Genomic DNA, 26,874 nt, shown 5'->3' with positions numbered 1-26,874 from the left:
GGAACATGCAAAGCATTCTGGTTGTCGGAGGCGGCATTGTCGGCGTCTGCAACGCACTTGCGCTGCAACGCGCCGGTCATGATGTCACCCTGATCGACCGCGGTATGCCGGGACGCGAGACCTCCTACGGCAATGCCGGGGTGTTGTCGGAATCCTCGGTGGCGGTGTTGAACAGCCCGGGCCTCCTGAAGGCGCTTCCCAAACTGTTGCTTGGCCGTTCCAACGGCCTTCGCTATTCGCCGCTTTTCGTCCTCAAACGGCTTGGCTGGATGCTGCGATTTCTTGCCCATTGCACGCCGCGCCACTGGCGCGCCGCCGCCTATGCGCTGCGGCAGCTGCAGGTTCTCTCGCTGACCCAGCACAAGGAATGGATTGCCGAGGCCGGGGTGCAGACATTGCTCCGTCATGGCGGTTGGATGAAGGTCTTTCGAAGCGAATCCTCATTCGCCGCCTATGCCTCGGAACTGGCACTCTATGACAAGGTTGGCGTGCGTTACACCGTCTTTGACAGGGACCAGCTTCGCCAGATCGAACCCGGTCTGAAACCGATCTATGAAAAGGCGGTGCTGTTCGATGACACTTGTGGTGTGTCCAACCCGGCGGCCCTGACCGATGCCTATCTGGCGCTGTTCGCTGCCGCCGGTGGTACGGTCGTCCAGGGCAGCGTCACCGGGCTTGACCAGCAGGCCGATGGATGGCGGATAACGCTTGCCGGTGCCGATACCACGACACTCGAAGGTGACGGGGTGGTGCTTGCCGCCGGTGCCTGGACGGCCGAGATTGCCGGCTGGCTTGGCTATGATCTGCCGCTGGGATGGGAGCGGGGATATCATCTTCATCTTGCGCCCGCCGACGGTCCCCAGCTGAACCGCGCGGTGAATGATGTCGATGGCGGCTTTGCCATCGTACCGATGCAGCAGGGGGTGCGGATCACCAGCGGTGTTGAACTGACCGCCCGTGATGCGCCGCCCGACTATACTCAGATCAGAAAATCCGTGTTGTTGGCCCGCGAGGCCCATGAGATGAAGGACGAAATCGACAGCGAACCCTGGATGGGCCGACGCCCGACAATGGTGGACTCGCTGCCGGTGATTGGACCGGCCCCCCGGCATCGCGGCCTATGGTTCAATTTCGGGCACCAGCATGTCGGCCTGTCGATGGCGCCGGGATCGGCGCTTGCGATTGCCGCGATGGTGGCCGGTATGCCGCCGCCGCTTGATACCACGCCGTTCCGCGCCGAGCGGTTTTCCATCTAGTTCGACTGGCTGATAAAGGCCGCTTCGCGCGCCCGCACGATGGCGCTCAGTGTCTCGTTGACGGGGGTGGCAATCCCATGCCGCGCCCCGATCACCGGCACCATTCCATTGATGGCGTCAATTTCCGAGGCGCGCCTGGCAAGATGATCCAGCCGCAGGGACGGGCTGGCATCAGGCATCAGCGAGGCAAACTCGCTCACATAGCGGTCGATGTCGTCGAACGAGAAATTCACCCCCTCGGCATGTCCGCACTGATAGGCCTCGCGCGCGCACTCCAGCGCCACCGCCCAGGCTTCGGGATTGGCCATCAAGGTTCCGACATTGCAGTCAAATGCGGTGCAGGGCGCGCTCAGGGTCACGTTGCAGACAAATTTTTCCCAGATCAGCTGCGTGATGTCGGCAAAGGCGCGGGCGGTGAAACCGGCCTCCTGCCAGAGCGCTTCAAGATTGCCAAGGCGGTCGGTCACGCCACCATCGATCTCGCCAAGCCGGATCATCCGCATGGCGTTGTGGTGAGCATGGCCGGGACCGCGAATCGAGGCACCAAACCCGTCGGCGACGCCAAGCAGAACATTGTCGGTCGGCATATGGGCGGCAATCCTTTCAGCGGCACCAAGCCCGTTCTGGATGGTCAGAACCAGCGAATCCGAACGCATCACACTGGCCACTGCACGCGCCGCATCGCCGACGCCGTCGGCCTTTGTGGCGATCACATACAGATCGCACGCCCCGGCCACGGCCAGGTCTGTCGCGGCAGTGATCGTGCTCACACGGCGATCACCGCTGATTCCTTCAAGTCGCAGCCCGTTTGCGTTGATGGACTCGACATGGTCTTTCCAGCTGTCTATCGCCCAGACGTCATGGCCGGCCTCGGCCATCATCACGGCATAGATCGATCCCATGGCGCCGGTGCCGATAATGGCGATCCTTTTTAACTGCACCTGTTTCGTCATCTGTCCACCTTTCTGAAAACAAGCTCGGTTGGTGCCAGCAGACCGGCTTCGATATGCGCTGCCAGATTGCGAAATCTGTCAGTCGGCATATCCGGCGCCGGCGCCGGTTTGGTTGCCAGTACATGGTCGATGAACGCCCTTGCGGCCTGTGTGGCGTCATGGCGCTCCAGCAGATCAAGCCCGGCGCCGGTGGCGGCGTCGATATAGGCGTCGGGCGCTGCCACGGCGCTGACCGATGCGTCTGATGCCCAGGGAAGCGGAAAGGTGATCTCGCCCTCGCCAACACGCATCACATCATAGACGCAGAACAGCCCATCGGCCGTGAGAACCCGTGCCGCCTCGGTCATCAGGGTGTGTTTGTCAGCGATGTTCATGCCGACATGAAGCATCATCGCGCGATCAAAGCTTTCCTGATCAAACGGCAGGTCAAGGGCGCTTGCCTGATGAAGTGTCACTTGCGATCGCATCCCGCAGGCCGCGCTCAACCTGTCGCCGGCGGCGATGAAATCGCCGGTGAGATCAATCCCCGTGACATGGCATCCATACGTCGCCGCAACAGCCCGCGACGGTCCGCCGGCACCGCAACCGATATCCAGCAATCGGCTTGATGGTGCAAGGCGAAGCCGCGCCGCAATCCGCTGCGTTGCCGCCATCCCGCCAACATGGAATTCATCATGGGGGGCCAGAATCTCGGGCGTCAGACTTGTGATGTCCCGGCCTTCCCTGGCCAGCGCGGTAAAGATCCGCTCGGCAAGCCCCTGTTCGCGATAATAGGTTTCGACAGCGTCTGGTGTGGTCACGGCAGGTCCTGTGGCGATTGGCGATCCGGTGATTGGCGATCCGGTGATTGACGATCCGGTGATTGAAGGGGTGGCGGAACAAACATCGCAGCAGGATAGCAGCCTTGCCGCAAATCGTAAGCACATCCTATCCTGACCGCTGAAACGCCATGTCTGAAAGGTTCGCAGGATGAACCCAGCTCCATTGATCGAGGCCGCGGTGCCGATTCCCTTTCATGCGCTGGCGGCCTTTGCCGCGACGGCACTGGGGGCAGTGCAGCTGTGGCGACCGAAGGGTGGCTGGACCCATCGCCGGCTTGGCTATCTGTGGGTGGTGTTGATGGCCAGCGTGGCGATATCGGGATTGTTCATCCATGAAATCAGAATGTTCGGGCGATTCAGCCCGATCCATCTGCTGTCGCTGTTGACGCTTGCCAGCCTGTGGATCGCCATATCACGGGCGCGGCGTCGCGATATAAAGGGACATCGCCGGGTGATGGTTCTGCTGTTCTGGCTGGCGCTGGTGCTGACAGGATTTTTCACCTTCTGGCCAGGACGGGTGATGCACGAGCTGTTGTTCGGAGTCTAGCCGCCAGCCGGCATGTCGACGCTTTGACTTGGGCTGGCTGAAAGGTATGATCCGGCTGTGAACCCGTGTTGTCGGGTCTGTAGGTACAAACCCGGGAACGTCGAAATCATGGCAGAGTTCATGTCGCTGAAGGACGCCGTCGCCACGCATCTGTCGGACGGCATGATGGCGGCCTTTGAAGGGTTCACTCATCTGATGCCCTATGCCGCCGCGCATGAAGTCATTCGCCAGCAGCGGCGCGATCTGGTTGTTGTGCGAATGACGCCGGACGTGATCTATGACCAGCTGATCGGCATGGGCTGTGTCGCCAAGATGATCTTTTCCTATGCCGGCAACCCCGGGGTCGGTCTGTTGCGGCGGCTTCGCGACTCGCTTGAAAATGGCTGGCCGCACCGGATCGAAATCGTCGAACATTCACATGCGGCACTGGCGCATGCCTATGAGGCCGGTGCCTCGAAACTGCCGTTTGCCGTGTTGCGGGGTTATGTCGGCACCGACATGCCGCGGGTCAATCCCGAAATCAGGGAGATCATTTGTCCGTTTACCGGCCAGACGCTTGCCGCGGTGCCGGCAATCAACCCGGATGTGAGCTTCATTCATGCCCTGAAGGCAGACCGCAAGGGCAATGTCCTGATCGAAGGTATTGTCGGCGTCCAGAAAGAGGCCGTCCTTGCCGCCAGGGCCGCCGTTGTGACGGTTGAAGAGATTGTCGACAGCCTGGACTCGCACCCCAACGCGCTGGTTTTGCCGCACTGGACAGTGGATGCCATTGCCCATGTTCCGGGCGGTGCGCACCCCTCATATGCGCATGGCTATTATGCGCGTGACAATGCCGCCTATATCGCCTGGGACAAGGTCGCCGCCGATCGTGACGGCTTTCTTGCCTGGATGGCTGAACATGTTCTGGCTGTTGACGAAACTGTCTTTGCCGAACGGGTGACGTGGAGACATGGTCGATGAATGCCGCGTTCACACCTGATGAAATGATGACTATCGCGGCAGCCCGGATGTTGACGTCCCGGGATGTCTGCTTTGTCGGTATCGGCCCCCCATCTGCGGCCTGCAATGTGGCGCGCCTGACGCACGCCCCCGGCATTACCCTGATCTATGAATCGGGGACCATCGGGACCGAACCATCGGTGCTGCCGCTGTCCATTGGCGATGGCGAGCTGTGCGATACCGCTCTGACAACCGTGCCGGTGCCGGAGATGTTTCGATACTGGCTTCAGGGCGGGCATATCACCATCGGGTTTCTCGGTGCCGCACAGATTGACAGGTTCGGCAATATCAACACCACGGTGATTGGCGACTATGAAACGCCAACGACACGCCTTCCCGGCGGTGGCGGCGCGCCGGAGATTGCCAGCCTGTCGCAGAAGGTGTTTGTCACGATGAAACAGTCGCGTCGCGGCATGGTGGAAACAATCGACTTCTTCACCAGCTTTGGCCACGGCGAAGGTGGTGACCACCGCCGCAGGATGGGGCTGGACACGGCGGGACCGGTGGCGCTGATCACCGATCTTGCGGTGTGGGAGGCGGATCCGGACACGGGCGAGCTGACGGTCACACAGCTTCATCCCGGCGTAACGGCTGAAATGGTTCAGGACACATGCGGATGGCCGGCACGCTTTGCCCCGGATGTCGTGCAGACCGCGCCACCGGATGACACCGAACTGTCGGTGCTTCGCGAATTGAAGGCAAATACCGCCCGCGCGAATGCTGCAGGCTGACCATTGACCCTGTGCAAGAGATCATATGTCAAAGCTGGTCGCGGCACCTGATCACGGTACCTGTCAGACCTTGCCGCCATTGATGGCGATCTCCTGCCCGTTGACGGCATCCGACCCTGGTCCGCACAGCCAGAGTGCCGCCTGACTGACCTCGGCCGGGGTGATCAGCCTGCCGAGCGGGGTGGTGCTGATGAGAGCTGCGCGCGCTGCTTCGGGGGTCCTGCCGGTTCGTTCGACAATGGTGGCGATGCTGCGATCGGTCATTTCGGTGTCGAGATAGCCCGGACACAGCGCATTCGCGGTAATGCCGCTGGTTGTCAGCTCGGCGGCAAGTGACTTCACCAACCCGTTTACCCCATGTTTGGAGGCGCTGTAGGCGGCGGCATAGCTGTATCCTGCCAGCCCCATGATCGACGAGATGGCGATCAGCCGGCCCCAGGATGTGCCTTCATCACGAAGCGCCCTCAGCCCGGCCCGGAATGTCAGAAAGCATCCGGTCAGATTGACTGCCATGATCTGCTGCCATTGATCAAGCGAGGTATGGTGAAGTGGTGCGCTGTCGGCGATCCCGGCATTCGCGATGACGATATCGCAGCTGCCAAGCGTGGCGAACAGGGTGTCGGTCGCGGTCTCATCCGTGACGTCAAGCTGATGTGCCGTGACCCCCGATAGTGCCGCCACCGCGGCATCCAGCGCCGCTCTGCGCCGCCCTGTGATATGCACATCGGCACCGGCTTTGGCAAAATCAGCGGCCAGCACGCGGCCAAGGCCGCCACTGCCGCCGGTGACAAGCACCCGTTTTCCGGAAAGGTCCATAGCGGTTTCCCCTGTCTGTCAGACTGCGAGGCTGGCACCCGTCCTGTATAATTTCAAGCCCAGCGAACTGTGATATCCGGCATGGCATGCTGAATATAGGGCTGGCCTTCCGAAGGCAGGGGCTGGCAAGATGGCATGAATGCCGGGCCGGTTTCCAGGAGCGGGCGCGCCGTCATTCTTGCGGGAGGGGCACGCGCCCACAACGAACATCATGTCGACAAATCCGGACATTGTAAGCCATCGCAGGATCGGACGGGCGGCGCTTGTCGAAATCGACCGCCCCCCGGTCAATGCCATCAACCATGACATCCGGGCTGGTCTGCTTGCGGCGCTGGCGGCCATCGCAAAGGATGATGATGTCGACCGGATCATCCTTGCCGGGGCAGGTGATATTTTTGCTGCTGGCGCTGATGCCGGTGAATTCGGCCTGCCAATGGGGCAACCGGACCTGCCAACAGTGGTGGCGGCGCTGGAAACGACGACGGTTCCGGTCATTGCCGCGATAAAAGGGGCCTGTCTTGGTGGTGGATTGGAACTGGCGCTGGCCTGTCGGTGGCGCATAGCCGCGCCAACCGCGCAGCTTGGCCTTCCTGAAGTGATCCTTGGGGTGGTTCCGGGATCAGGCGGCACCCAGCGTCTGCCTCGGCTTGTCGGCATGAAAGCCGCGCTGTCGATGATCCCGGCCGGGCGAAGCGTACGCGCCGCCGAGGCGCTGGAGATCGGGCTGATCGACCAGCAGGATGACGACCCGGTGGCGGCGGCGCTGACCCTGTCGCCGGCAGCCATTCAGGATCGCCTGCCTGTCTCGTGTCGTCCGGCACCGGATGCCGACCCCGAAGCGGCGGCAGCGGCTTTGGCGCAGGCGCGTCGCAGAATGCCGCGCCAGCGCGCGCCGGAAGAGGCTGTGAGGCTGCTCGGGCTTTCGCAAACCATGCCTTTCGACGAGGCGCTGGCCGAGGAACGTGCCACCTTCCTTGCCCTGCGCGATGGAGATGAATGCCGGGCGCTGCGCCATATTTTCTTTGCCGAGCGGGGTGCGCGGGCCCCGGCGCATCTGAAGGCTGCGGCGACAGCGCCGCTGGATACCGCCATTGTCATTGGTGGCGGCACAATGGGGGCCGGGATCGCGCATGCGCTGGCCCGTTCGGGAAGCGCGGTGACACTTGTCGAGCGCGATGATGAGGCTGTGCGGGCGGCGCACCGGCGCATGTCCGGTCTGTATGATGCTGCGGTCGGCCGCGGGCTGATGCAGGCCGATTCGGCGGCGCGCGAACTGGACGCAATCCGGTTCCAGGCTGGCTATCACGGTCTTGAAGACGCCGGACTTGTGATCGAGGCTGTTTTCGAGGATATGCAGGTCAAACGTGATGTTCTGACGGCCCTCGACAGGGCAGCCCCTGACGCGGTGCTGGCAAGCAACACCTCGTATCTGGATATTGATGTGATGGCCGGCTGTCTTGCCGACCCGTCACGGCTTGTCGGTCTGCATTTCTTCAGCCCGGCGCATATCATGAAGCTGCTGGAGATTGTCCGCGGCGCGAAAACCTCGGATCGCGCGCTGGCCACTGGATATGCGCTGGCCAGGAGACTGCGCAAGATACCGGTGCAGGTTGGCGTCTGTGACGGATTTGTCGGCAACAGGATGCTGCAACGGGTTCGCGAGGCCGCGGAACTGCTGCTGCTCGACGGGGCCGGGATTGCACAGATCGACCGTGTCATGCGCGATTTCGGCTATGCTATGGGGCCATATGAAACACAGGACATGTCGGGCCTCGATATCGCCTGGGCAAACCGGCGACGACAGGCGGCAACACGTGACCCGGCGCGCCGCTACAGCCGCGTTTCCGATCTTGTCTGCGAGGCTGGCTGGCTTGGCCGCAAAGCCGGGCGGGGCTGGTATCTATATGAGGATGGCAGGGCCATTGGCCCGAACCCCGACCTGGTGCCATTGATCGAGGCAGAAGCGACCCGCCACGGCATCACCCGCCATGAACTTGCCGATGATCTGATCGAGGAAACGCTGTTGCTGGCGCTGATCAACGAAGCTGCGGCCTTGCTTGAGGATGGAATCGCCGCTGATGCGTCGGACATCGATCTCGTCCTTGTGCATGGCTACGGCTTTCCCCGCTTTCGTGGGGGGCCGCTTTTCCATGCCGACAAGATGGGGTTGGACCTGATCAGGGACCGTCTTGCCGCCTTGCAGGAACGCGACCCGGTGATCTGGGCATTGTCGCCGCGGATTGTCCGGCTTGCGGATGCGGGGCGGGGCTTTCTCGACTAGCCCCGAAACTGTGGCCTTCTTGACCTTGCCCTGACATCCCAATAGCGTCGAAGTCGAAGTTCCCGAGGGGGGAGAACAGGGATGGCCGGCGATATTCAGGACCGTTTGCGTGCCGAGATTGACCAGCGCCGGGACTCGCTGATCGAAACGGCGCGCGACCTGATCCGGATCCCCACCATCAATCCGCCCGGCGATAACTACCGGGAAATCTGCGATCATCTGGCGGCCCGGCTTGCCACAAGCGGGTTCCGGGCAGAATTTGTCCGTGCCGAAGGATCGCTTGGTGATTCGGACAAATATCCGCGCTGGAACGTCATCTGCCGGCATGATGGTGCCGGTGGTGGTGACTGCGTTCATTTCAATGCCCACACCGATGTCGTCACTGTTGGCCAGGGATGGACCCGCGATCCCTTTGCCGCCACCGTCGAAGGCGACCGGATCTATGGGCGTGGCGCCTGTGACATGAAGGGGGGGCTTGCCAGCGCCATCATCGCCGCCGAAGCCTTTATCGCCACCTGCCCCGACTATCGGGGCGCGATCGAGATTTCCGGCACCGCTGACGAAGAAACAGGGGGCTTTGGCGGCGTCGCCCATCTTGCCGAAAAGGGCTGGTTCGACCCGTCACGGGTGCAGCATGTGATCATTCCCGAACCGTTGAACAAGGACCGGATTTGTCTTGGTCATCGGGGTGTCTGGTGGGCCGAGATCGAAACCGAGGGTCGCATCGCCCATGGCTCGATGCCGTTCCTCGGTGATTGCGCGGTGCGTCACATGGGGGCGGTGATCGCCGAAATGGAGGCAAGCCTGTTTCCCGCACTGGCTGCGCGGCATACGGATCTGCCCATAGTGCCCGAGGGCGCCAGACAATCAACGCTGAACGTCAACAGCATTCATGGCGGTCTTGCCGAACCCAAAGAAGGCTATACCGGTCTGCCGTCGGCCTGTGTTCCGGATCGCTGTGTGATCACCATCGACCGGCGGTTCCTGGTCGAGGAGGATATCGCCGAGGTCAAGGCCGAGATCGATTCGATGATGCAGCGTGTGGCCGCCTCCCGACCCGGTTTTCGCTATGAGATCCGCGATCTCTTCGAGGTGCAGCCTGTCATGACCGCCGAGACAGCGCCTGTCGTGACAACAATCCGCGACGCGATCCGCGACGTCATGAAGGTGGACCCGGAAATGGTGCTTTCGCCGGGAACCTATGACCAGAAACATATCGACCGTATCGGCAAATTGCAGAACTGCATTGCCTATGGGCCGGGTCTTCTGGAACTGGCGCACCAGCCGGACGAATGGATTGGCATCGGCGATATGATGGATTCGGCGCGTGTCATGGCGGTCAGTCTGGCGCGGTTGTGTGGCATGCTGCCGCGTCACTAGCTGTTTTGGGCCGGTGTCATCGGCCGTAATGTTCATGCAGGCAACAGGAGTGACGCCATGACAGGGGTCTTGAAGGGAAAAACGGCAATCGTGACAGGTGGCGGGTCGGGGTTTGGTGCTGGCATCGTCGCCCGCTTCGCCGCCGAGGGCGCGCAGGTCATGGTGGCCGATATCAATGGCACTGCAGCCGCCGAGGTGGCGGCCGGCATCAATGGCATCGCATGCGAGGTTGATGTTGCAGATGCCGGGTCTGTTGCCGCCATGGCAGCGACGGCACAGTCGGCCTTCACCACCGTCGACATTCTGGTCAACAATGCCGGCATAACCCATGTGGCTGGTCCGCTCGAGAGCGTGGACGAGGAGATGTTCGACCGCGTCATGGCGGTCAACAACAAGGCTGTTTATCTGGCCGCCCGACAGTTCGTGCCGATGATGAAAGCCGCCGGCAGCGGGGCGATCCTGAATGTGGCCTCGACAGCCGGTGTCTCGCCACGGCCAAATCTCAGCTGGTACAACGCTTCAAAGGGCTGGATGATTACCGCTACCAAGGCCATGGCCATTGAACTTGCGCCCTTTGGCATAAGGGTAAATGCGGTTAATCCTGTGGCTGGCGAAACGCCTTTGCTCGCCAGTTTCATGGGCGAGGATACGCCCGAGATGCGGGCGCGGTTCCTGTCGACAATTCCGCTTGGCCGATTTTCTCAACCTGCAGATATCGCGGCGGCGGCGTTGTTCCTGTGTTCGGATGACGCCTCGATGATTACCGGCGTTGCGATGGAGGTTGATGGAGGCCGCTGTATATAGCTGTATATAGCTGTCCGAACCGGATTCGGAGGCAAGTCAGGATCAGCGGGCGAGTCCAGTTTCTGCTTGAACGCGCTACATCAAGCGCTAGGGTGAAATACTACACACCAATGTATAAACATAAATATTTGGGGGAAAAAGCGATGATGAAAAGATTTGTCGCAGTGTCGTCAGCACTGGCGATGGCGGTGGCCCTGCAGACCGGGGCCGCGCTCGCAGATGATGGCGCAAAGCGTGGCGGTACCTTGATCTGGGCCGTACAGAATACACCTCGGCACCTGAACCCGGCCGTACAGTCGGGAATTGCCACTGGCGAGCCGGGAAACCAGCTCTTCGCAGCACCGCTTCGGTATGACGAGGATTGGACACCGCAGCCATATCTGGCCGAAAGCTGGAATACGTCGGATGACGGGCTGACAGTGACATTGAATCTTGTGAAGGGCGCGACCTTCCATGACGGAACGCCGATCAAATCGTCCGACGTCGCCTTTTCGATCAAGACAGTGCAGGAAAACCATCCGTTCAAGACGATGTTCGCACCTGTCGACTCGGTAGAGACTCCGGATGACCACACGGCGGTGATCAAGCTCAGCAAGCCGCATCCGGCGCTGCTCCTGGCCATGTCTTCGCAGTTGCTGCCGATCATCCCCGAGCATGTCTACGGTGATGGTCAGGATCCAAAGACGCATCCGGCCAATTCGGAAAATGTTGTCGGGTCGGGACCGTTCAAGCTTGTCGAGTTCAAGCGTGACCAGCACATCATCCTGGAACGGAATGACGATTTCTTCATCGAAGGTCGTCCCTATCTCGACAAGGTCGTGATGCGGATCATCAAGGACGGTTCGGCGCGCACCATCGCGCTGGAGAATGGCGAGGCGCATCTCAGCGGCTTTGAACAGAATCCGCGTGACATCAATCGTCTGAAAAAGGCCAGCGGCGTGACGGCAACAAGCGAGGGCGTCGCCTATGCGGCGATCGGACCGATTGCCTGGCTTGCCTTCAACACCGCGTCTGACGGGCCGACCGGCAACAAGAAGGTCAGACAGGCCATTGCCTATGCTGTGGACCGCGACTTTGTGAATAAGGCGATCATGCTCGGCACCTCGACACCGGCGCTGACCGGCATTCACCCCGGATCACCATTCTACGAGCCGAATGTCGAGACCTATGACCTTGATCTCGACAAGGCGAATGCGCTTCTCGACGAGGCCGGCTATCCACGCGGTGCCGATGGTAACCGGTTTACCCTGACAGTCGATTATGGCTGGGCCGGGATCAAGGCGCAGGCCGAATATATCAAGCCGCAGCTGAAGAAGGTCGGCATCGATGTTGAAATCCGCTCCTCACCCGACTTCCCGACCTGGGCCAAGCGGGTTGGCGGTCATGATTTCGAAATGACCTGGGATGTTGTCTTCAACTGGGGTGACCCTGTGATCGGTGTTCACCGGACCTATTCGTCAAGCAACATCAAGAAAGGTGTGATCTGGTCGAATACGCAGAGCTATTCCAACCCTCGTGTTGACGAGCTGATGGAGATGGCTGGCAGCGAGACGGATCCGGCGAAACGCAAGGCGCTCTATTCCGAGTTCCAGAAGATCATTGCCGAGGATGTGCCGGTGTATCACACCTATGCGCTTCCCTATCACACCATCTACTCGGACAAGGTCGGCAACCCGCCGGTCGGCATCTGGGCAACGGTGTCGCCACTTGATCGGGTCTATCTGAAATAGTCCCCGTAACGCGCCCCCGCGCCGTTCCGGCGGCGTGGGGGATTCCCGACCAGCCTTCCTTCCGCGAGCAGACAGAGCGGTGACACTTCTCAGACAAATAGCCATAAGGGCATGTTACGCGCTGGCGCTGCTACTGGCTGTGGTCGTTCTCAATTTCACGCTGATCCATATTGCACCTGGTGACATCGCCGACACCATCGCCGGCGACATGGGGGGTGCCACCGAAGAGGTGATGGCACAGATCAGGGCGGATTACGGTCTCGACAAACCCTTTCCGGTGCAGCTTGGAATCTATCTTGGCAATGTGGTCAGGCTGGATTTCGGATATAGCTTCTTTTTCAATACGCCCGTCACAAGCCTGATTGCCGAGCGTCTGCCAGCGACCTTGCTGCTGGTTTTCACGGCGCAGATCTTTGCCCTGGTCATCGGGGTGATCCTGGGCGTGATTTCGGCCCGGCGGCCTGACGGGCTGTTCAGCCATTTTGTTACGCTGCTGGCGCTGTTTGGCTATTCGGCACCGGTGTTCTGGACCGGCATCATGCTGCTGATCGGCCTGTCGCTCATGCTGCCGCTGTTTCCGGTTGCCGGGATGATCGATGTCACGCTGATCGAGGCACCCCTGTGGCGTCAGTATCTGAGTGTGGCGCATCATCTGTTCCTTCCGGCGCTCACCCTGGCGTCGATCTTTCTGGCGCTCTACAGCCGCCTGTGTCGCGCCAGCATGCTCGAAGTGCTGGGTGCCGACTATATCCGCACCGCGCGTGCCAAGGGATTGTCGGAGCGCGACACCGTCTATCGTCACGCGCTGAAGAACTCGCTTGGTCCGGTGGTGACACTGGCCGGTCTGCAGTTTTCCGCCGTCGTATCGGGGGCGGTGCTTGTCGAAACGGTGTTCAGCTGGCCCGGTCTGGGGACATTGGCGCTGCAGTCGATTCTGGCGCGTGACACCCCGACCATTCTCGGCATTCTGTTTTTCTCGGCACTTGTGGTGATTGTCGGCAACCTGCTGACTGACCTTGCCCTTCGACTCATTGATCCACGGATCAGGGGGGGAGGTGGCTGATGGCCGATGAAACAAACATGGCCAGCCTTGAGCCGCAGGCACCGCGCGCCCAGCATCCGTTCCGCGAGGTCGTGCAGATGTTTGTCGGCAACCGCGCCGCGGTTGTGGCCTCGGCTGTGCTGACGGTCATCGTTCTGGCGGCGGTGTTTGGGCCGATGCTCTATCCGACCGATCCGTTCGAAATGGTCTGGGCGCCGTTCACGCCGCCGGGTACGGACGGTTTCATTCTTGGCACCGATTATCTGGGCCGTGACATGCTGGCCGGATTGCTGAATGGCGGGCGTGTCAGCCTGACCATCGGGCTTGTCGCCGCGTTGATGAGTGTCTTTATCGGTATCTCCTTTGGGGCGCTTGCGGGGTTCTATCGCGGCCTTGTCGAGGAAGTGCTGATGCGGATCACCGAGTTTTTCCAGGTGTTGCCGACCCTGTTGTTCTCGATGGTCATCGTGGCGCTGTTCGGTGCCTCGCTGACAGTTGTCACCATCGCCATCGGTGTTGTCAGCTGGACTGCGGTGGCGCGGATTACGCGGGCGGAGTTTCTGCGGATCCGCGAGCTTGAATATGTCACCGCATCCCGCGCCGCCGGTGCATCGAACCTTGTTCTCATGACCCGCGTCATTCTTCCCAACGCGCTGCCGCCAATCATTGTCCAGGCAGCGTTGATGGTCGGGTCTGCGATCCTGTTCGAGGCCGGCCTTGCCTTTCTCGGGCTCAGTGATCCGAATGTTGTCAGCTGGGGCCAGATCATCGGATCGAACAGAACCTACATCCTTGATGCCGGCTTCACAGTGACAATTCCCGGGCTGGCGATCTTTGTCACTGTGCTGTCGATATCCCTGATTGGCGACGGGCTGAACGACGCTCTGAACCCGAAATTGCGGCGGAGATGACGATGACAGCGCCGCTCCTCGAAGTTCGTGATCTTGGCGTCAGATTCACCACCCGTGACGGTCAGGTGACGGTGCTTGATGATGTGTCCTTTTCCCTGGAGCGTGGCGAGCGGATCAGCTTTGTCGGTGAATCCGGTTGCGGCAAATCAATGACGGCGCTGGCGCTCATGGGTCTGTTGCCGGCGATGGGGCGGGTTTCGGGCGGGGCGATCACCTTCAAGGGTGAAAATCTTGTCACCGCATCCGAGGCACGGATGCGGCAGATTCGCGGTAATGAAATCTCGATGATTTTTCAGGAGCCGATGACCTCCTTGAACCCGGTCTTCACCATTGGCCGGCAGATTGGCGAAGTGCTGCAGCTTCATCGTGGTCTCGACAGGCGTACCGCGCGGGCGCGGGCCATCGACCTGCTGGAGGCTGTGCGGATCCCGAATGCCGCAGCGCGGATTGACGACTATCCGCACCAGCTGTCGGGGGGACAGCGGCAGCGGGTGATGATTGCGATCGCTCTTGCCTGTGAGCCTGAAATCCTGATTGCAGATGAACCGACAACGGCCCTCGATGTGACCGTACAGGCGGAGATTTTTGCCCTGCTCCGCGACCTTGGTGCCAAGCTTGAAACCGCCATCATCCTGATCACCCACGATATGGGTGCGGTTGCCCAGATGGCGGAACGGATGCTGGTGATGTATGCGGGGCGACGGGTCGAGGAGGGGCGTGTTGCCGATATCATCGGGGCGCCGGCCCACCCCTATACGCGGGGGCTGATTTCCTGCGTGCCGCATATTTCATCCGACGCCACACAGCGCCTTGACCGGCTTCCCGAAATTGACGGCATCGTTCCGCCGATCACAAGTTTCGGACGTGATGCCTGCCTGTTCGCGCCGCGTTGCGGTCGGGCCAGTGACAGATGCCACACCGGTCGGCCGGTAAAGGCCGATGTGGCCGGTCACAGCGCGCATTCGGTCGCCTGCTGGCATCCGCATGAGGAAGGGGCGCAGGATGGCTGATCAACATTCCGAAAACGCGCTTGAAGTCGAAAACCTAAGCGTTGCCTACCCGCTTCGGGGGCGTGATTCATCGGGCGCCCGGCGACGCCTTCTGGCGGTTGATGATGTCAGCTTTGCCATTCCGCGTGGCACCACCCTCGGCATCGTCGGCGAGTCCGGTTCTGGAAAGACCACAGCCGCGATGGCGGCGGCGCGGCTTGTGCCACATAGCGGCGGCACCATACGTCTTGATGGCGAGGATTTCGGTGCCCTTGGCGAGGCGGCGTTGCGCCGCGCACGCCAGCGTGTGCAGATCATTTTCCAGGATCCCTATTCCTCGCTCAACCCCCGGCTTCGCGCGGCAGATATTGTCCGTGAACCGATGATCTATGCCGGTCTTGCCAGCCGCGATGAACAGGATCGTGTCATTGACGAACTTTTCGAGGCTGTGGGTCTTCGCCCTGAACAGAAATCGTTGTTTCCGCATCAATTCTCCGGTGGCCAACGCCAGCGTATCGGCATTGCCAGGGCGCTGTCGACGCGACCATCATTGATCATCTGTGATGAACCTGTATCCGCTCTTGATGTGGCCGTGCAGGCGCAGATCCTGAATCTGCTGAAATCGCTGCAACGGCAATTCAACCTGACCTATCTGTTTATCAGTCACGATCTCGGCGTGGTTCAGCATATGTGTGACGAGATTGCGGTGATGTATATGGGCAAGTTCATGGAACAGGCGGGGCGAGATTCGTTTTTTGCCGCGCCGCGTCATCCCTATAGCCGCGCATTGCTTGACGCGGTGCCGAGCATCGATACCGCCGCCCGCCCCCGCGCGAGGCTTGTCGACGGTGCCATTCCGGACCTGTCAGAGCCGCAGACAGGGTGTCGCTTTGCCAGCCGTTGTCCGCATGCGGCGTCGATCTGCACCCGGCAGGTGCCGCCACTTGCATCGGCGCCCGGGGGTGCGGAACACCACCGTCTGGCCTGTCATCTTGCCGCTGAAATCGGGACCGGTTCCGGTGCCAGCAGCTGAAACCCCAGCGCGGTAAAGCTGGCAACAGCCTCATCAAGTGGCGCGGTGGCAATCAGCACGATCCGGGAATCCGGACCGGCACTCGTTGATTCGAAGTCACTTGCGACAGGGTGAAACTCGGTGCGGCGTCCGCTCTGCTGCCAGACACAGACCCCTTCGACAAAGCCGACAATACCCTTGCCGCGCACAAGCAGGCCGCTATGCAGGTCACAGGCGTCCCGGAAGGCCGCCTTGTCGATCGATGTGGTGGCGGTCATCGCGACAGATATGAAGTCGGGATGGGGTTGATGTTCAGTTGCCGTTGATCTGTCCAGTGCTGGAAGATCATGTCTCGTCAACAGCATCTCGATGATATCGGCGTCATCGGCGCGCCCCGTCAGAACCGGCGCGCCCGGCTGGTGGGTGGCAAGATAATCGCGTGTTCGCGTGAGGTCTTCAGCATCTGCGATATCGGTCTTGGTCAGCAGGAACATATCCGCATCCTGCATCTGGGCGGCGATTACCTCTGCCAGACGCGGATCCTCGAGCTGTGCTGGCATGCTGCTGGCATCGATCAGCACCAGTGTCAGGCCGGCGCGCAGATCAGGATCGATCCGCGCGAAATCCATGATCCGCCCCGGATAGGAGACACCGCTTGCCTCGATCAGGATGTGATCAATCCGGTCGCGATAGGCCATCAGCGATACCATCGCATCGACAAGGCCGCCGGCAAGGGAACAGCAGATACAGCCATTTGACAGCTGCATGATCTGCGAGTCCTGACTTTCGATCAGAGCCTGGTCGATGTTCAGCGCGCCAAAATCATTGACCAGCACGGCAAAGCGAACGTCGCCCGCGCCCGCCAGCACGCGGTTTACAAGACTTGTCTTGCCAGCCCCCAGAAACCCGCCGATGACGGTGAATGTGATCTGGCGGGTCATGGCCTGTTGCTGTCAGCCCTGCCGGGTTGCGGCCGCATGGAATTCGCCACCCGAGATGGTGCCGACAACACCGATATCGCGAATGGCCTCCGGCTCCACATCAAGCGGTGAGGCGTCAAGAACCGCAAAATCCGCATATTTTCCAGGCTCGACGCTGCCGACGAGATGATCCATGCGAAGTGTGTAGGCAGGACCAAGTGTAATGGCATGAAGCGCCGCCGCGGCGCTGATCCGTTCTTCGGGGCCAAGCACGGCGCCGCTGGCGGTCAGTCTGTTCACCGCACACCATGCGGTGAACAGGGGTGCCATCGGGGTGACTGGGGCGTCGGAATGAATTGCCAGCGGCACGCCCTCGCGAAGCGCGGTTGCGCAGGCATCCATGCGACGCGCCCGGTCAGGCCCCATGGTGATCCCGGCATGCTGGTCGCCCCAGTAATGGACATGGTTGGCAAACAGGTTCACGCACATGCCAAGCTTTTTCATGCGGCGGAACTGGCTGGCATCCGCCATCTGGCAATGCTGCAGCGTATGGCGGTGATCTGGCCGGTAATGCGCCTCCTGCGCCGCTTCCACAGCATCAAGCATCACTTCGGACGCTTCGTCGCCATTGGTGTGGATGTGAAGATGCATGCCGGCCTTGTGGTAATGCATCACAAGCTCGGCAAGTTGTGCCGGGTCCATGTTCCACAGCCCGTTTGGCTTGCCATTGTAATAGCCGGGCCATTTCAGCCGCGCGGTGAATCCCTGTATCGATCCATCTGTCATCACCTTGCAGAGCCGGTTGTGAAGCCGGTCATTATTCATCGCCATCGCCTGCTTCATCAGTTCCAGCCCGTCATCAAGCGACTGTTCGATGGTGTTCATCGCCGGCATCAGACGCAGTGCGTAGCCTGGCATCAGGCTGACCTCCTTGTAGGCGGCCAGTGATTCGGCGTTGAATGTCGCGAACAGGTCGGTTGCCGTGGTGACACCGCAATTCACCGCCGATTTCGCATAGGACAGCAATGACGGGGTGCGGATGCCGCCAAAGAACGGGTTTCCGGTCTGGCGGTAGGCCATATATTTGGCCGCCATCTCCATCAGCTCGCCGGTCGGCTTTCCGGCGTCGTCCTTCAATACGCCATAGACATTGGTGTCGGCGGTAATGCCGGCCATGTCCAGAATGCGGCTGTTGACGTTCAGAAGGTGGCCGTTCGAATGCAACACGAGGATAGGCCGGGTCATGGAAATCTTGTCGAGATGCGTCACCGACATGCGCCCGCCATCGAAATAGATCGGGTCGAGGCCCCATGCGAACAGAGTTGTTTCGGCGTCGGGAAGATTTGCATCTGCTTCCTTCAGGCGGGTCAGCACCTCATCAATGGTGGCCGCCCCGCGCCAGCGCCGTCCGTCAGGGTCCCAACGGTCCTGAAAGCCGACATAGGTATAATCCCAGATGCCGCCTTCCATCGCATGGGCGTGGCCTTCGACAAAGCCCGGTGTCAGCACCTTGTCGGCAAAATCGTCATTCAGCTCAAACGGTCCCCACCCGGCCATCTCGTCTTCGGAACCGGCCGCCAGGATGCGCCCATCCCGCACCGCGACATGGGTTGCGAATGGCCGGGACGGATTCATTGTGATGATTTGCCTTGCGGCAAAAACAGTGGTCTTTGTCATGGGGATTCCTCGGTAAATCTCTGCTCTGAGCCTAGACCAACTGCCAATGGTGGAAAAGCCAAAACACATTTGTGGGATAGTGCAGGGGCCCGGATATTGCCGGGATCGAACGTGTCCGGTCTTTGCGCTGGTATCTTGTCTTGTGTAGTCTGGCGTCAGGCCGTTCAGGCCTTGGGGAGTCCTGATGCAACTTGCGACGATGCCGCTCGACCGGGTACCAGTTGTCTCGCTTGATCTCGAGACCACGGGCCTTCGTGCGCGGGTCGACAGGATCGTCCAGATCGGGGCCATCCAGTCGCAGGACGAGATGGCAAGGTTTGCGGCGCTTGTACAGCCTGGCGTGCCAATCCCGGCCGCCAGCACCCGCATTCATGGTATCACCGATGAAATGGTCGAGACCGCAGACAGGCTGCCGCTGGTGATGCCACGGCTGCGGGCGCAGGTCGCGGGCTGCCTCATACTTGGTTACAATATCGGCTTTGATCTGGCGGTTCTGGATGCCGAGGTCGCGCGTCACGGGCTGGACTGGTCCTGGAACGCCGCCCTGTGCCTTCGTCAGCTTGCCACCTGCCTTCTTGGGTCTGAGACGATGATGATGCTTGGCGATCTCGAGGCGCTGGCGACGCATTATCAGGTGCCGGTGATTGACCGGCACACCGCGCTTGGTGACGCGGCCATCGCGCTTGGGGTTTATCATCGTATGCTGCCGGCGCTGGCGGCACAGGGAATTGTCACGCTTGGTGATGCATGGCGCGAGGTGGCAAAGCTTGACGCGCTTCGCCAGGCGAATGTCAGCGCAGGCTGGGTCGATGTCGCGGCGGCGCATGCGGCACCGCAGGATCACGCCCCGCTGGCGCGGATCGACCCCTATCCCTATCAGCATCGGATTGCCGAACTGATGCTTGGCACCCCGCTGGTCATGCCGAAGGATGCCACGCTGGCCCAGGCAGCGGCGGCCATGAACGAATCGTCCTCGGACTGTGTGTTTGTCGGCGATGATGCCGCCGGCATTGTCGGGATTGTGTCCGAGCGGGATATCGTCCGGCAGGTCAGGATCCCGGTGACCTCGCCAACGCGCGTTCGTGACATGCCGCTTGGCGCCATCATGTCAAGCCCGGTGATTACGGTCAGTGCGGATGATTTCATGCATGTGGCGCTGGGCAGGATGAGCCGGTTTGACATCCGGCATCTGGGTGTTCTTGACGACTCCGACACGCTCGTCGGCTGGGTGTCCTCGCGCGAACTTGTTCGCCAGCGGGTGACGTCGGCGCTTGTCATCGGCGACCTGCTGGCCACGGCCGAAGGCACGGATGATCTTGCGGCGGGGCTTCGTATGCTGCCGACACTGGCAGCTTCGCTGACCAGAGAGAATGTTCCGGGCCAGGATATCGCCGCTGTCATCAGCAGTCAGTACCGGGCCGCGCTGCGCGAATCCGTGCGGCTTGCCGAACAGATGATGCATCAGGCTGGCAGGGGACATCCGCCGGTCGAATATGCGGTGCTGGTTCTGGGATCGGCGGCACGCGGTGAAAGTCTGCTGGCGGCTGATCAGGATCATGCCATTCTGTTTGCCGACTCGCCTGAAAACGATGCCAACCGTGCCTGGTTCATGGAACTTGGCGGGCATGTGGCCGATATTCTCGACGCCGCCGGGATTCCCTATTGCAGTGGTGATATCATGTCACGCAATGCCGCCTGGTGCCGGTCGCTGGCGGGCTGGCGACAGGTGATCAGCGACTGGGTGCGGCGTGCCAGTCCCCGCGACCTGCTGAATGTCGATATTTTCTTCGATTTCCAGCTGGTGCATGGCAGCGCGGCGCTGGCGGACCAGCTTCAGACGGCGATGTCGGGACGTGCGGCCCGGCGCGGCGAATTTCTGAAACAGCTGGCGCATAATGTCGGCAATCACAGCGGTGGGCGCGGGTTCCTCGGTGGGTTGCGGACCGAGGATGGCCGGTTCAACATAAAGGCAAATCTCGGGCTGCCGCTTGTCGAGACATTGCGTGTTCTGGCGATTTCGCGCGGCATAGAGGCCCGTTCCAGCGCCGGTCGTGCCGCTGCCCTTGTTGCCCGTGATGACATACCGCCTGAGGTGGGGCGTCTTGGCGAGGATGTGGCGGTGTGTCTTCGTCTTGTCCTGCGCCAGCAGATTGCCGACATTGCCGCCGGTCAGCCGCCTGGCACCAGAATTGACCTGAAACAGCTGTCTGGCGCCGAGATCAGCCTAGTCAAATCCATTTCCGGTACCGTGTCACGGCTGGAAACGCTTCTTACCGACACGCTGTTCGCCTGATTGTGGCCAGAGTCATGGCGCTTGCCTGCAAACCGGTGATCCAGAATAGGATCAACCGGCAAGGCCGCAGGTAAACAGCCTGCCACGTCCCTCGATCCTGTCGTCAATTCCGGCAAGCCGCAGACAATGCCAGGCAAGGGCATGATTTGACGAGGTGACAGGAAGGCCGGTACGCCGTTCAATGCCGGCGACAGCATCCGCCAGCCTGACGGTTGTGCAGGACACGAAAATGGCGTCGAGGTCCTGACCCTCGCGGATCGTGTCGATGGCCTGAACAAGGCTGTCTTCGTCGATGGTGGCGACAACGGGATCCATTTCCTCGTTGAAGGATCCAAAGACAGGCACCTCAAATCCGTGGCTGGTGATATAGCGCCAGACGATCTCATTGACATCGCGCCGATAGGGGGTCAGGACACCAATCCGGCGCGCGCCAAGCGTCCTGAAGGCGGCAAACGCAGCCGAGATGGGGTCTGATGGCCGCGCCATCGGCTTTGCTTCACGAAGAAGGGTTGCGATGCGCTCGCCGCCAAGCACCGTCGATGCCGAGGTACAGCCGAAGGCAAGAACATCCAGATCATCACCCGGCAGGATGCGGTCTGCCGTTTCGGTCAGCAGCGGCTCCATCGCTGCCAGTGTCTGCGGGGTGATCTGCGGCGAGTTGCGGATTCGCGCGGCATAGACATCCACACCCGGAATCGATATCAGGGCGCGGAATTCATGTTCAAGGGTATAGTCGGACGCCAGCACGACAACCCCGATTCTGGCGCGGCTGCCAATCACCTTTGCGGTGGTGAAGGGAATATGCTCAATCAGCCTGAAGCCGTCATCGGTGGTGCTGTCGGGTGCGGCGGCCATCTGGGCTCCTAGCGGGCGGCGATCAGCCCGATCTCAACCGTGAAATTCGGCGAGGCCAGACGAGGCGATTCCACACAGGCCCGGCAGGGCGCGGCCCCACCTGTTGCCCAGGCATCCCAGACAGCGTTCATTTCGGCAAAATCGTCCATGCTGCATAACCAGATGGTGGCGGTAAGTGCCTTCGATTTGTCGGTGCCCGCCTCGGCAAGAAGCGCATCGATCTGTGCCAGAATGGCCCGCGTCTGGTCGGCAACGCTTTCTCCGGGTGCGCTCTGCGCGACCTGACCTGCAAGATAGACGGTGTCACCATGGATCACCATCTGGCTCATTCTGTCATTGGTGTGGAATCGTTGAATGGTCATGAGTATCTCCTTGTCAGATTCACGGTAGGGCAGATCAGGTCACCGCGTCCAGCGGATCCTGTCGCCTGTCAGACTGCTTCTTCGGGCATCGGTGCGCCGATCAACATGATCAATCCCGGGGTGGTGTCCGGCTAGTCTCCTCCCTGTTCCGGCCCTCAGGCCTCTCGATGTCGCCGCCAAGCCGCACTGCCAGTGCCGGCAGTGTCAGAAAAATCAGCATCACCCGGACCGTGTGATGGAAAGCGACAAAGGCAACGTCAAAGCCGAACACAAGTGCCAGCAGCGTGACCTCGTACAGCCCGCCCGGAACAAACGCCAGCCAGGCAGCCAGAAAGCTGATTCCGCTTGCCTTGGCGATCATCACTGTTGCCAGCAGATAGGCACCCAGAATTACCGCCGAGCTGGCGCAGGCATCCTTGAGATAGCCCAGCAATTCGCCAAAGGGCACCTTTGCCAGCCGCGCGCCAACCGCGCCGCCTATGGCCAGCTGTGCCAGAATGACGAATTCGGTTACCCGCGGCAGGTCGGCCCATCCCATCAGGTGGAACAGCGTCGACAGGCCGACCGGTCCGATGAGATGCGGCATCGGAATGCGCAGCCGGGAGGCGACCATCATGCCGACAACGCCAAGCAGGATGAAGATGGCGATGTCAGCAGCCGGCAGGTCCAGAATGCTCGGCATCGTCAGCAGCGCAACATTCGACTGGTCAACGGCTTCCTGTCCTTCAATCAACCGCAACAGCAATGGTGTCGATACAAATACGACGACAACCCTCACCAGATGGAACAGCGCGACAACATAATCGCGATCGACCATGTCACGGGCCATCGCGATGGCCTCGGCCTGGCCGCCCGGTACACTGCACAGAATGGCAAGACGGGGTTCATAGCCTCGAATCCGACGCAGGAACTGATAGCCGATGACCGTCACCACGAAGGTTGTCACGATCATGGTCATCAGTGTCAGCGACCATTTTTCAGCCTGCTCCAGAACCGACTGGTTGAAGGTGGCGCCGATCAGGACACCAAGTCCAAGCACCACCGGTTTGTGAAACCAGCGGGCAACACCAAGATATGGTTGAAGGCCGGTGACCAATCCACCACTGATCCAGACGCCAAACAGACTCCCCATCAGATAGGGTGCCGGGATGCCGATCTGGAGGAATCCCCAGCCACATGCCAGCGCCACGGCAAATGTGACAGCAAGACGCCTTATATCGGCCAGCAGCCAGGTGGGCATGGCGGTGTGGAACCGTCCATTGTGGCGGGCGGGATTCCGGCGGGTGGTCACTCGGCGGCCTTGCGGGTCTGGTCGAACCATTGCTGAACCGACGGGTCGCCAGCCGGGCGGTCCCGTGGCGTGCGGACCCGGTCGGACAGGTCGGCTGATTTCTGAACGAAATCCAGCGTCGCCTCCCAGTCGAAATTCCGGTACACGGCACCCATCTGGGCAAAGGGTGCCGACTGCGCGAACAGCTGGAATGTCAGCCTGTGACCGGCATAGTCCGAATTCAGCAGGTCCCGGGCATAGGCCAGCAGCTTGCGCCTGTCCTCGGCCTGCCATTCATCGTTGATGGTATAGTATTTCTCCATCCACGGTTTGGTGTCGGGCGCGCTAAAGCTTGCCATGTTGGGGGTGACGCAGATCTGCCCACCGCACAGTTCCCGCGCGACATGCATCATCTCGTTCAGCTGGTTCAGCGCTGCGCATCTGCCGGTGAACAGCAGTGACTGGTTCGGCATCATCAGTCCGGCCGGCGACGGCTCGGCAAGGGTAATGGCCGCGGTCAGGTGGGCATTGATATTCTCGCGCCAGATGGCAAGCCGGGACAGTTTTTCCTGAACGGCCGGCTGATTTTCCAATCCGGTCTGGCGCACATTGAACAGCGCCGCGCCGATCATCATGTCGGCAAGCTTCAGCGTACGCTGCACAAAGGCAAAGGCGGAATAGCGATGCAGCGTCGCGCGGATAAAGGCGGCCGCACGCGTATGGCGGTAGAACAGCACATTTTCCCAGGGGATCAGCACATTGTCGAAGATCACCATCGTGTCGACTTCATCGAACTTGTTCGCCAGCGGATAATCCTGCTGGTCGGCCCGCGGGCATCCGCCACTGGCCCCGGCAAAGCCCCCCCGGCAGATGAATTTCAGGTTCGGCGAGTTCAGATCACAGATGAAACCGACAGCATAGTCGGACAGGGTAGCATTACCCCAATTGGCAATGGTTGGCTTGGTAAAGGCCTGGTTGGCATAGGCGGCGGCGGTCTCGAACTTGGCGCCGCGGACGACGATGCCTTCATCGGTCTCCTTCACAACGTGAAGAAGCATGTCCGGGTCCTGATCCTGTGGCGGTTTCGACCGGTCGCCTTTTGGGTCGGTATTGGCCGACACATGGAACGGGTCCTCGCGAAGCACCTTGTGGATATGGGTCTTGATGTTCTGCGAGAATTGCGGATCCACCTCGTTCAGCACATCCTGGCCGTCATAGAGCGACCACATCTCGCCTACCGTCTCGTCACCGACACGGGTGACGACACCGCCAATTTCCTCCATCACCAGATCGCTGGCGCGGCGCTTTGCCCACCAGTCTTCCTGGCTGAAGGGAAGGGCATTGCCGACGGCATTCACCTCATCGCCGTCACGCACCGTCATCACCTCGCGCGTCGCCTGATCATGCTGCATGTCATAGATCCGGGCGCGGATATCGACGATCGGCTTGAACATGGGATGCGTGGTGACGTCCTTCACCCGCTCTCCATTCATGTAAACATCCCGCGTGCCGCGGATACTGTCCCGGTACTCCTTGCCTGTACGGATCATCGCGCTGTTTCCTGTTATCAACCCCTGAATGGTATGAAACAGCAAATTCCCGCCATGCGAAACCATGAAAAGCCCGCAGGGAGCCACGCCAGGGTGATTGTCGGTGTCAGAAGTCCTGATTCAGCGCGTCCATGACCGGTATTTCGGTCTCGCGGCGGGCAACATAGTCGGCAAGCGCCTCGGCGATACCCGGATCCAGCGGCGGTGCCTCATAGGATTGCAGCAGCGATTTTGCCGTCTGCAGGGCACGTGCCGTCACATCCAGTGATCCTTCGGCAACCCATTGTTCATAGGAGTTGTTGTCAAACATCCTTGGCATGAAAAAGGCCTGCTGGAACCGTTCCTGGGTGTGTGGATGGCCAAGATAATGTCCGCCAGGCCCGATGTCGCGGATCGCTGCCAGCGCCTCGTCGAAATCATCCCAGTTCAGCCCTTCGGCCATCCGGTATCCCATTGCGCATTGTTCGGCATCGACAATGAATTTGGCGATCGAGCAATGCATGCCGGCCTCGTTCCAGCCAGCCGAATGCCAGATGTAATTCGCGCCCGACAGCAGCACCGCCATCAAGGTCGTGGCCGATTCATAGCCGGACTGTGCGTCCAGCGTCTTGGCACCGCCAAGCGTGTTTGAGGTTCTCCACGGAATGCCGTAATGGCGCGCCATCTGGCCGATCATGAAATTCATCAGGCTGATTTCGGGCGTTCCGGCCATCGGGGCACCGGACTGCATCGATACGGTCGACAGATAATGGCCATAGATTGCCGGGCATCCCGGGCGTGTCAGCTGCGTATAGGCAAGCGCCGACAGCGCCTCGGCATTCAACTGCGCCACTGTCGGCACCGTCGAGGCGGGTGTATTGGCACCGCCAAGAACAAAGGGCGAGCATAGAACCGGCTGGTTGCGCCGGTTGAAGGCACGCATTGCCGACAGCATGGTTTCATCCCACACCAGAGGGGAATTGCCGTTGCAGTTGCCCACCACAACGGGGTGTGTTTCCAGAAACGCCTCGCCAAACAGGATCGCCGCCATCTCCAGAACATCCTCGGCATTTCGACCGGATGTCGTCATGCCCATGAAGGTCTTGTCCGAATGCAGGATCGACGAATGGGTGATCCGCAGATGACGGTGCGAAATCGGATGGTCCATCGGCTCGACGATATGGTGTGCCGAGGAATGCATGGCCGGCAGCATATGTGACAATTTGTGAAAGGTCGCCAGATCATCAAGTGTCGGTGCCCGTCTGACATCCTCAAGATCACGAAGATAGGGCGCGCCGGTCATCGGCACGAAAATCGACTGCCGTCCCCCAAGTGTGACGCTTTTTTCGGGGTTGCGGGCATGCAGGGTGATTGTCGACGGGATGGTACTGATCAGCGATTTCACCAGCGCCCGGTCGAGATGTACCCGCTCGCCGCGTATATCGGCACCGGCACGACGCCAATCCTCAAGCGCGATATCATCCCGGAACACCACCCCGACATCTTCCAGAATATCAAGCGACGCTCGGTCAATACGCTCGATCTGCTCGGCATCCATGGGTTCAGTCAGCGGCAGTCTGCCGGTCAATTGTGGCAGCATCGCATGGTCCGGGCGTGTGCGAAGGCTCCGTCTTTCGCGTCTGCCGCCACGGCGGCGCTGGTCCTGGGGGGCTGCGTCGGTCATGAATTCGCTTCC

General features: G+C 60.7%; 24 protein-coding genes. 14 read left to right on the top strand and 10 right to left on the bottom strand.

From position 1 onward, the window contains the following. The first annotated feature begins 5 nt into the window (after positions 1-5). The gene (locus AB3X55_05390; protein MEX0503012.1) at positions 6-1,256 is read left to right on the top strand and encodes an NAD(P)/FAD-dependent oxidoreductase; all 1,251 of its coding nucleotides are present in this window, start codon (positions 6-8) and stop codon (positions 1,254-1,256) included. On the opposite strand, the gene AB3X55_05385 is transcribed toward AB3X55_05390, so the two are convergent. Beyond that, positions 1,253-2,209, bottom strand: coding sequence for a ketopantoate reductase family protein (locus tag AB3X55_05385; protein MEX0503011.1), 957 nt, complete (start codon positions 2,207-2,209; stop codon positions 1,253-1,255). The genes AB3X55_05390 and AB3X55_05385 overlap by 4 nt on opposite strands. After that, the gene (locus tag AB3X55_05380) at positions 2,206-3,009 is read right to left on the bottom strand and encodes a cyclopropane-fatty-acyl-phospholipid synthase family protein (protein MEX0503010.1); all 804 of its coding nucleotides are present in this window, start codon (positions 3,007-3,009) and stop codon (positions 2,206-2,208) included. The genes AB3X55_05385 and AB3X55_05380 overlap by 4 nt, the downstream gene beginning before the upstream one ends. 10 nt (positions 3,010-3,019) lie before the next feature. Here AB3X55_05380 and AB3X55_05375 point away from each other — a divergent pair, with 10 nt between their 5' ends. The 4 genes from AB3X55_05375 to AB3X55_05360 all read left to right on the top strand — a co-directional run bounded on the left by AB3X55_05375 (position 3,020) and on the right by AB3X55_05360 (position 5,307). Continuing rightward, positions 3,020-3,145 (top strand): hypothetical protein, encoded by a 126-nt coding sequence (locus AB3X55_05375; protein MEX0503009.1) that lies wholly within the window; start codon positions 3,020-3,022, stop codon positions 3,143-3,145. Between the two features lie 33 nt (positions 3,146-3,178). Continuing rightward, entirely contained in the window at positions 3,179-3,577 is a 399-nt protein-coding gene (locus AB3X55_05370; protein ID MEX0503008.1) for a DUF2306 domain-containing protein, read from the top strand. Positions 3,578-3,685: 108 nt separating this feature from the next. Next, complete coding sequence (locus tag AB3X55_05365; protein ID MEX0503007.1) at positions 3,686-4,537, top strand: CoA transferase subunit A; 852 nt, start codon at positions 3,686-3,688, stop codon at positions 4,535-4,537. Beyond that, positions 4,534-5,307 (top strand): CoA-transferase subunit beta, encoded by a 774-nt coding sequence (locus AB3X55_05360; GenBank protein ID MEX0503006.1) that lies wholly within the window; start codon positions 4,534-4,536, stop codon positions 5,305-5,307. Before AB3X55_05365 ends, AB3X55_05360 begins: the two co-directional genes overlap by 4 nt. 63 nt (positions 5,308-5,370) lie before the next feature. Here the strand turns inward: AB3X55_05360 and AB3X55_05355 are convergent, their stop codons facing one another. Next, positions 5,371-6,123, bottom strand: coding sequence for an SDR family NAD(P)-dependent oxidoreductase (locus AB3X55_05355; protein MEX0503005.1), 753 nt, complete (start codon positions 6,121-6,123; stop codon positions 5,371-5,373). Between the two features lie 211 nt (positions 6,124-6,334). Here AB3X55_05355 and AB3X55_05350 point away from each other — a divergent pair, with 211 nt between their 5' ends. The 8 genes from AB3X55_05350 (at position 6,335) to AB3X55_05315 (ending at position 16,293) form a co-directional block, all read left to right on the top strand. Then, entirely contained in the window at positions 6,335-8,404 is a 2,070-nt protein-coding gene (locus tag AB3X55_05350) for an FAD-dependent oxidoreductase (protein ID MEX0503004.1), read from the top strand. A gap of 81 nt (positions 8,405-8,485) precedes the next feature. Next, the gene (locus AB3X55_05345; protein ID MEX0503003.1) at positions 8,486-9,784 is read left to right on the top strand and encodes an acetylornithine deacetylase/succinyl-diaminopimelate desuccinylase family protein; all 1,299 of its coding nucleotides are present in this window, start codon (positions 8,486-8,488) and stop codon (positions 9,782-9,784) included. Positions 9,785-9,841: 57 nt separating this feature from the next. Beyond that, positions 9,842-10,588, top strand: a complete 747-nt coding sequence (locus AB3X55_05340; protein MEX0503002.1) for a glucose 1-dehydrogenase — start codon at positions 9,842-9,844, stop codon at positions 10,586-10,588. A 143-nt stretch (positions 10,589-10,731) separates the two neighbouring features. Beyond that, positions 10,732-12,318 carry an ABC transporter substrate-binding protein gene (locus AB3X55_05335; protein ID MEX0503001.1) on the top strand — a complete coding sequence of 529 codons (1,587 nt, stop codon included), beginning with the start codon at positions 10,732-10,734 and terminating at the stop codon, positions 12,316-12,318. A 79-nt stretch (positions 12,319-12,397) separates the two neighbouring features. Continuing rightward, entirely contained in the window at positions 12,398-13,381 is a 984-nt protein-coding gene (locus AB3X55_05330; GenBank protein MEX0503000.1) for an ABC transporter permease, read from the top strand. Further along, positions 13,381-14,271, top strand: a complete 891-nt coding sequence (locus AB3X55_05325) for an ABC transporter permease (protein MEX0502999.1) — start codon at positions 13,381-13,383, stop codon at positions 14,269-14,271. Before AB3X55_05330 ends, AB3X55_05325 begins: the two co-directional genes overlap by 1 nt. A gap of 2 nt (positions 14,272-14,273) precedes the next feature. Then, entirely contained in the window at positions 14,274-15,281 is a 1,008-nt protein-coding gene (locus AB3X55_05320) for an ABC transporter ATP-binding protein (protein ID MEX0502998.1), read from the top strand. Next, positions 15,274-16,293: an ABC transporter ATP-binding protein gene (locus AB3X55_05315; protein MEX0502997.1), complete on the top strand. Its 1,020-nt coding sequence runs from the start codon at positions 15,274-15,276 to the stop codon at positions 16,291-16,293. Before AB3X55_05320 ends, AB3X55_05315 begins: the two co-directional genes overlap by 8 nt. On the opposite strand, the gene AB3X55_05310 is transcribed toward AB3X55_05315, so the two are convergent. Both AB3X55_05310 and AB3X55_05305 read right to left on the bottom strand, forming a co-directional pair. Next, on the bottom strand, positions 16,248-17,213 hold the full coding sequence (locus AB3X55_05310; protein MEX0502996.1) for a GTP-binding protein: 966 nt from the start codon (positions 17,211-17,213) through the stop codon (positions 16,248-16,250). The genes AB3X55_05315 and AB3X55_05310 overlap by 46 nt on opposite strands. Positions 17,214-17,225: 12 nt before the next feature. After that, positions 17,226-18,869, bottom strand: coding sequence for an amidohydrolase (locus tag AB3X55_05305; protein MEX0502995.1), 1,644 nt, complete (start codon positions 18,867-18,869; stop codon positions 17,226-17,228). A 184-nt stretch (positions 18,870-19,053) separates the two neighbouring features. Between AB3X55_05305 and AB3X55_05300 the strand changes: the two genes are divergently transcribed. Next, a complete protein-coding gene (locus AB3X55_05300; GenBank protein ID MEX0502994.1) occupies positions 19,054-21,162 on the top strand; it encodes a DUF294 nucleotidyltransferase-like domain-containing protein in 2,109 nt (702 codons plus the stop codon). Between the two features lie 51 nt (positions 21,163-21,213). Here AB3X55_05300 and AB3X55_05295 read toward each other — a convergent pair whose 3' ends face one another. The 5 genes from AB3X55_05295 to AB3X55_05275 form a co-directional block, all read right to left on the bottom strand. After that, positions 21,214-22,017, bottom strand: a complete 804-nt coding sequence (locus AB3X55_05295) for an Asp/Glu racemase (protein MEX0502993.1) — start codon at positions 22,015-22,017, stop codon at positions 21,214-21,216. Positions 22,018-22,025: 8 nt separating this feature from the next. Then, on the bottom strand, positions 22,026-22,379 hold the full coding sequence (locus AB3X55_05290; protein ID MEX0502992.1) for a RidA family protein: 354 nt from the start codon (positions 22,377-22,379) through the stop codon (positions 22,026-22,028). Between the two features lie 109 nt (positions 22,380-22,488). Then, on the bottom strand, positions 22,489-23,619 hold the full coding sequence (locus AB3X55_05285) for an AbrB family transcriptional regulator (GenBank protein MEX0502991.1): 1,131 nt from the start codon (positions 23,617-23,619) through the stop codon (positions 22,489-22,491). Positions 23,620-23,666: 47 nt separating this feature from the next. After that, positions 23,667-25,199: a 4-hydroxyphenylacetate 3-hydroxylase family protein gene (locus AB3X55_05280; protein MEX0502990.1), complete on the bottom strand. Its 1,533-nt coding sequence runs from the start codon at positions 25,197-25,199 to the stop codon at positions 23,667-23,669. Positions 25,200-25,305: 106 nt separating this feature from the next. Then, positions 25,306-26,862, bottom strand: coding sequence for a trimethylamine methyltransferase family protein (locus AB3X55_05275; protein ID MEX0502989.1), 1,557 nt, complete (start codon positions 26,860-26,862; stop codon positions 25,306-25,308). Positions 26,863-26,874 lie beyond the last annotated feature (12 nt).

This window comes from Alphaproteobacteria bacterium LSUCC0719 (assembly GCA_040839025.1).
Taxonomy (GTDB): Bacteria; Pseudomonadota; Alphaproteobacteria; order Puniceispirillales; family Puniceispirillaceae; genus UBA8309.
This window is presented reverse-complemented; position numbering and strand designations above follow the sequence as displayed.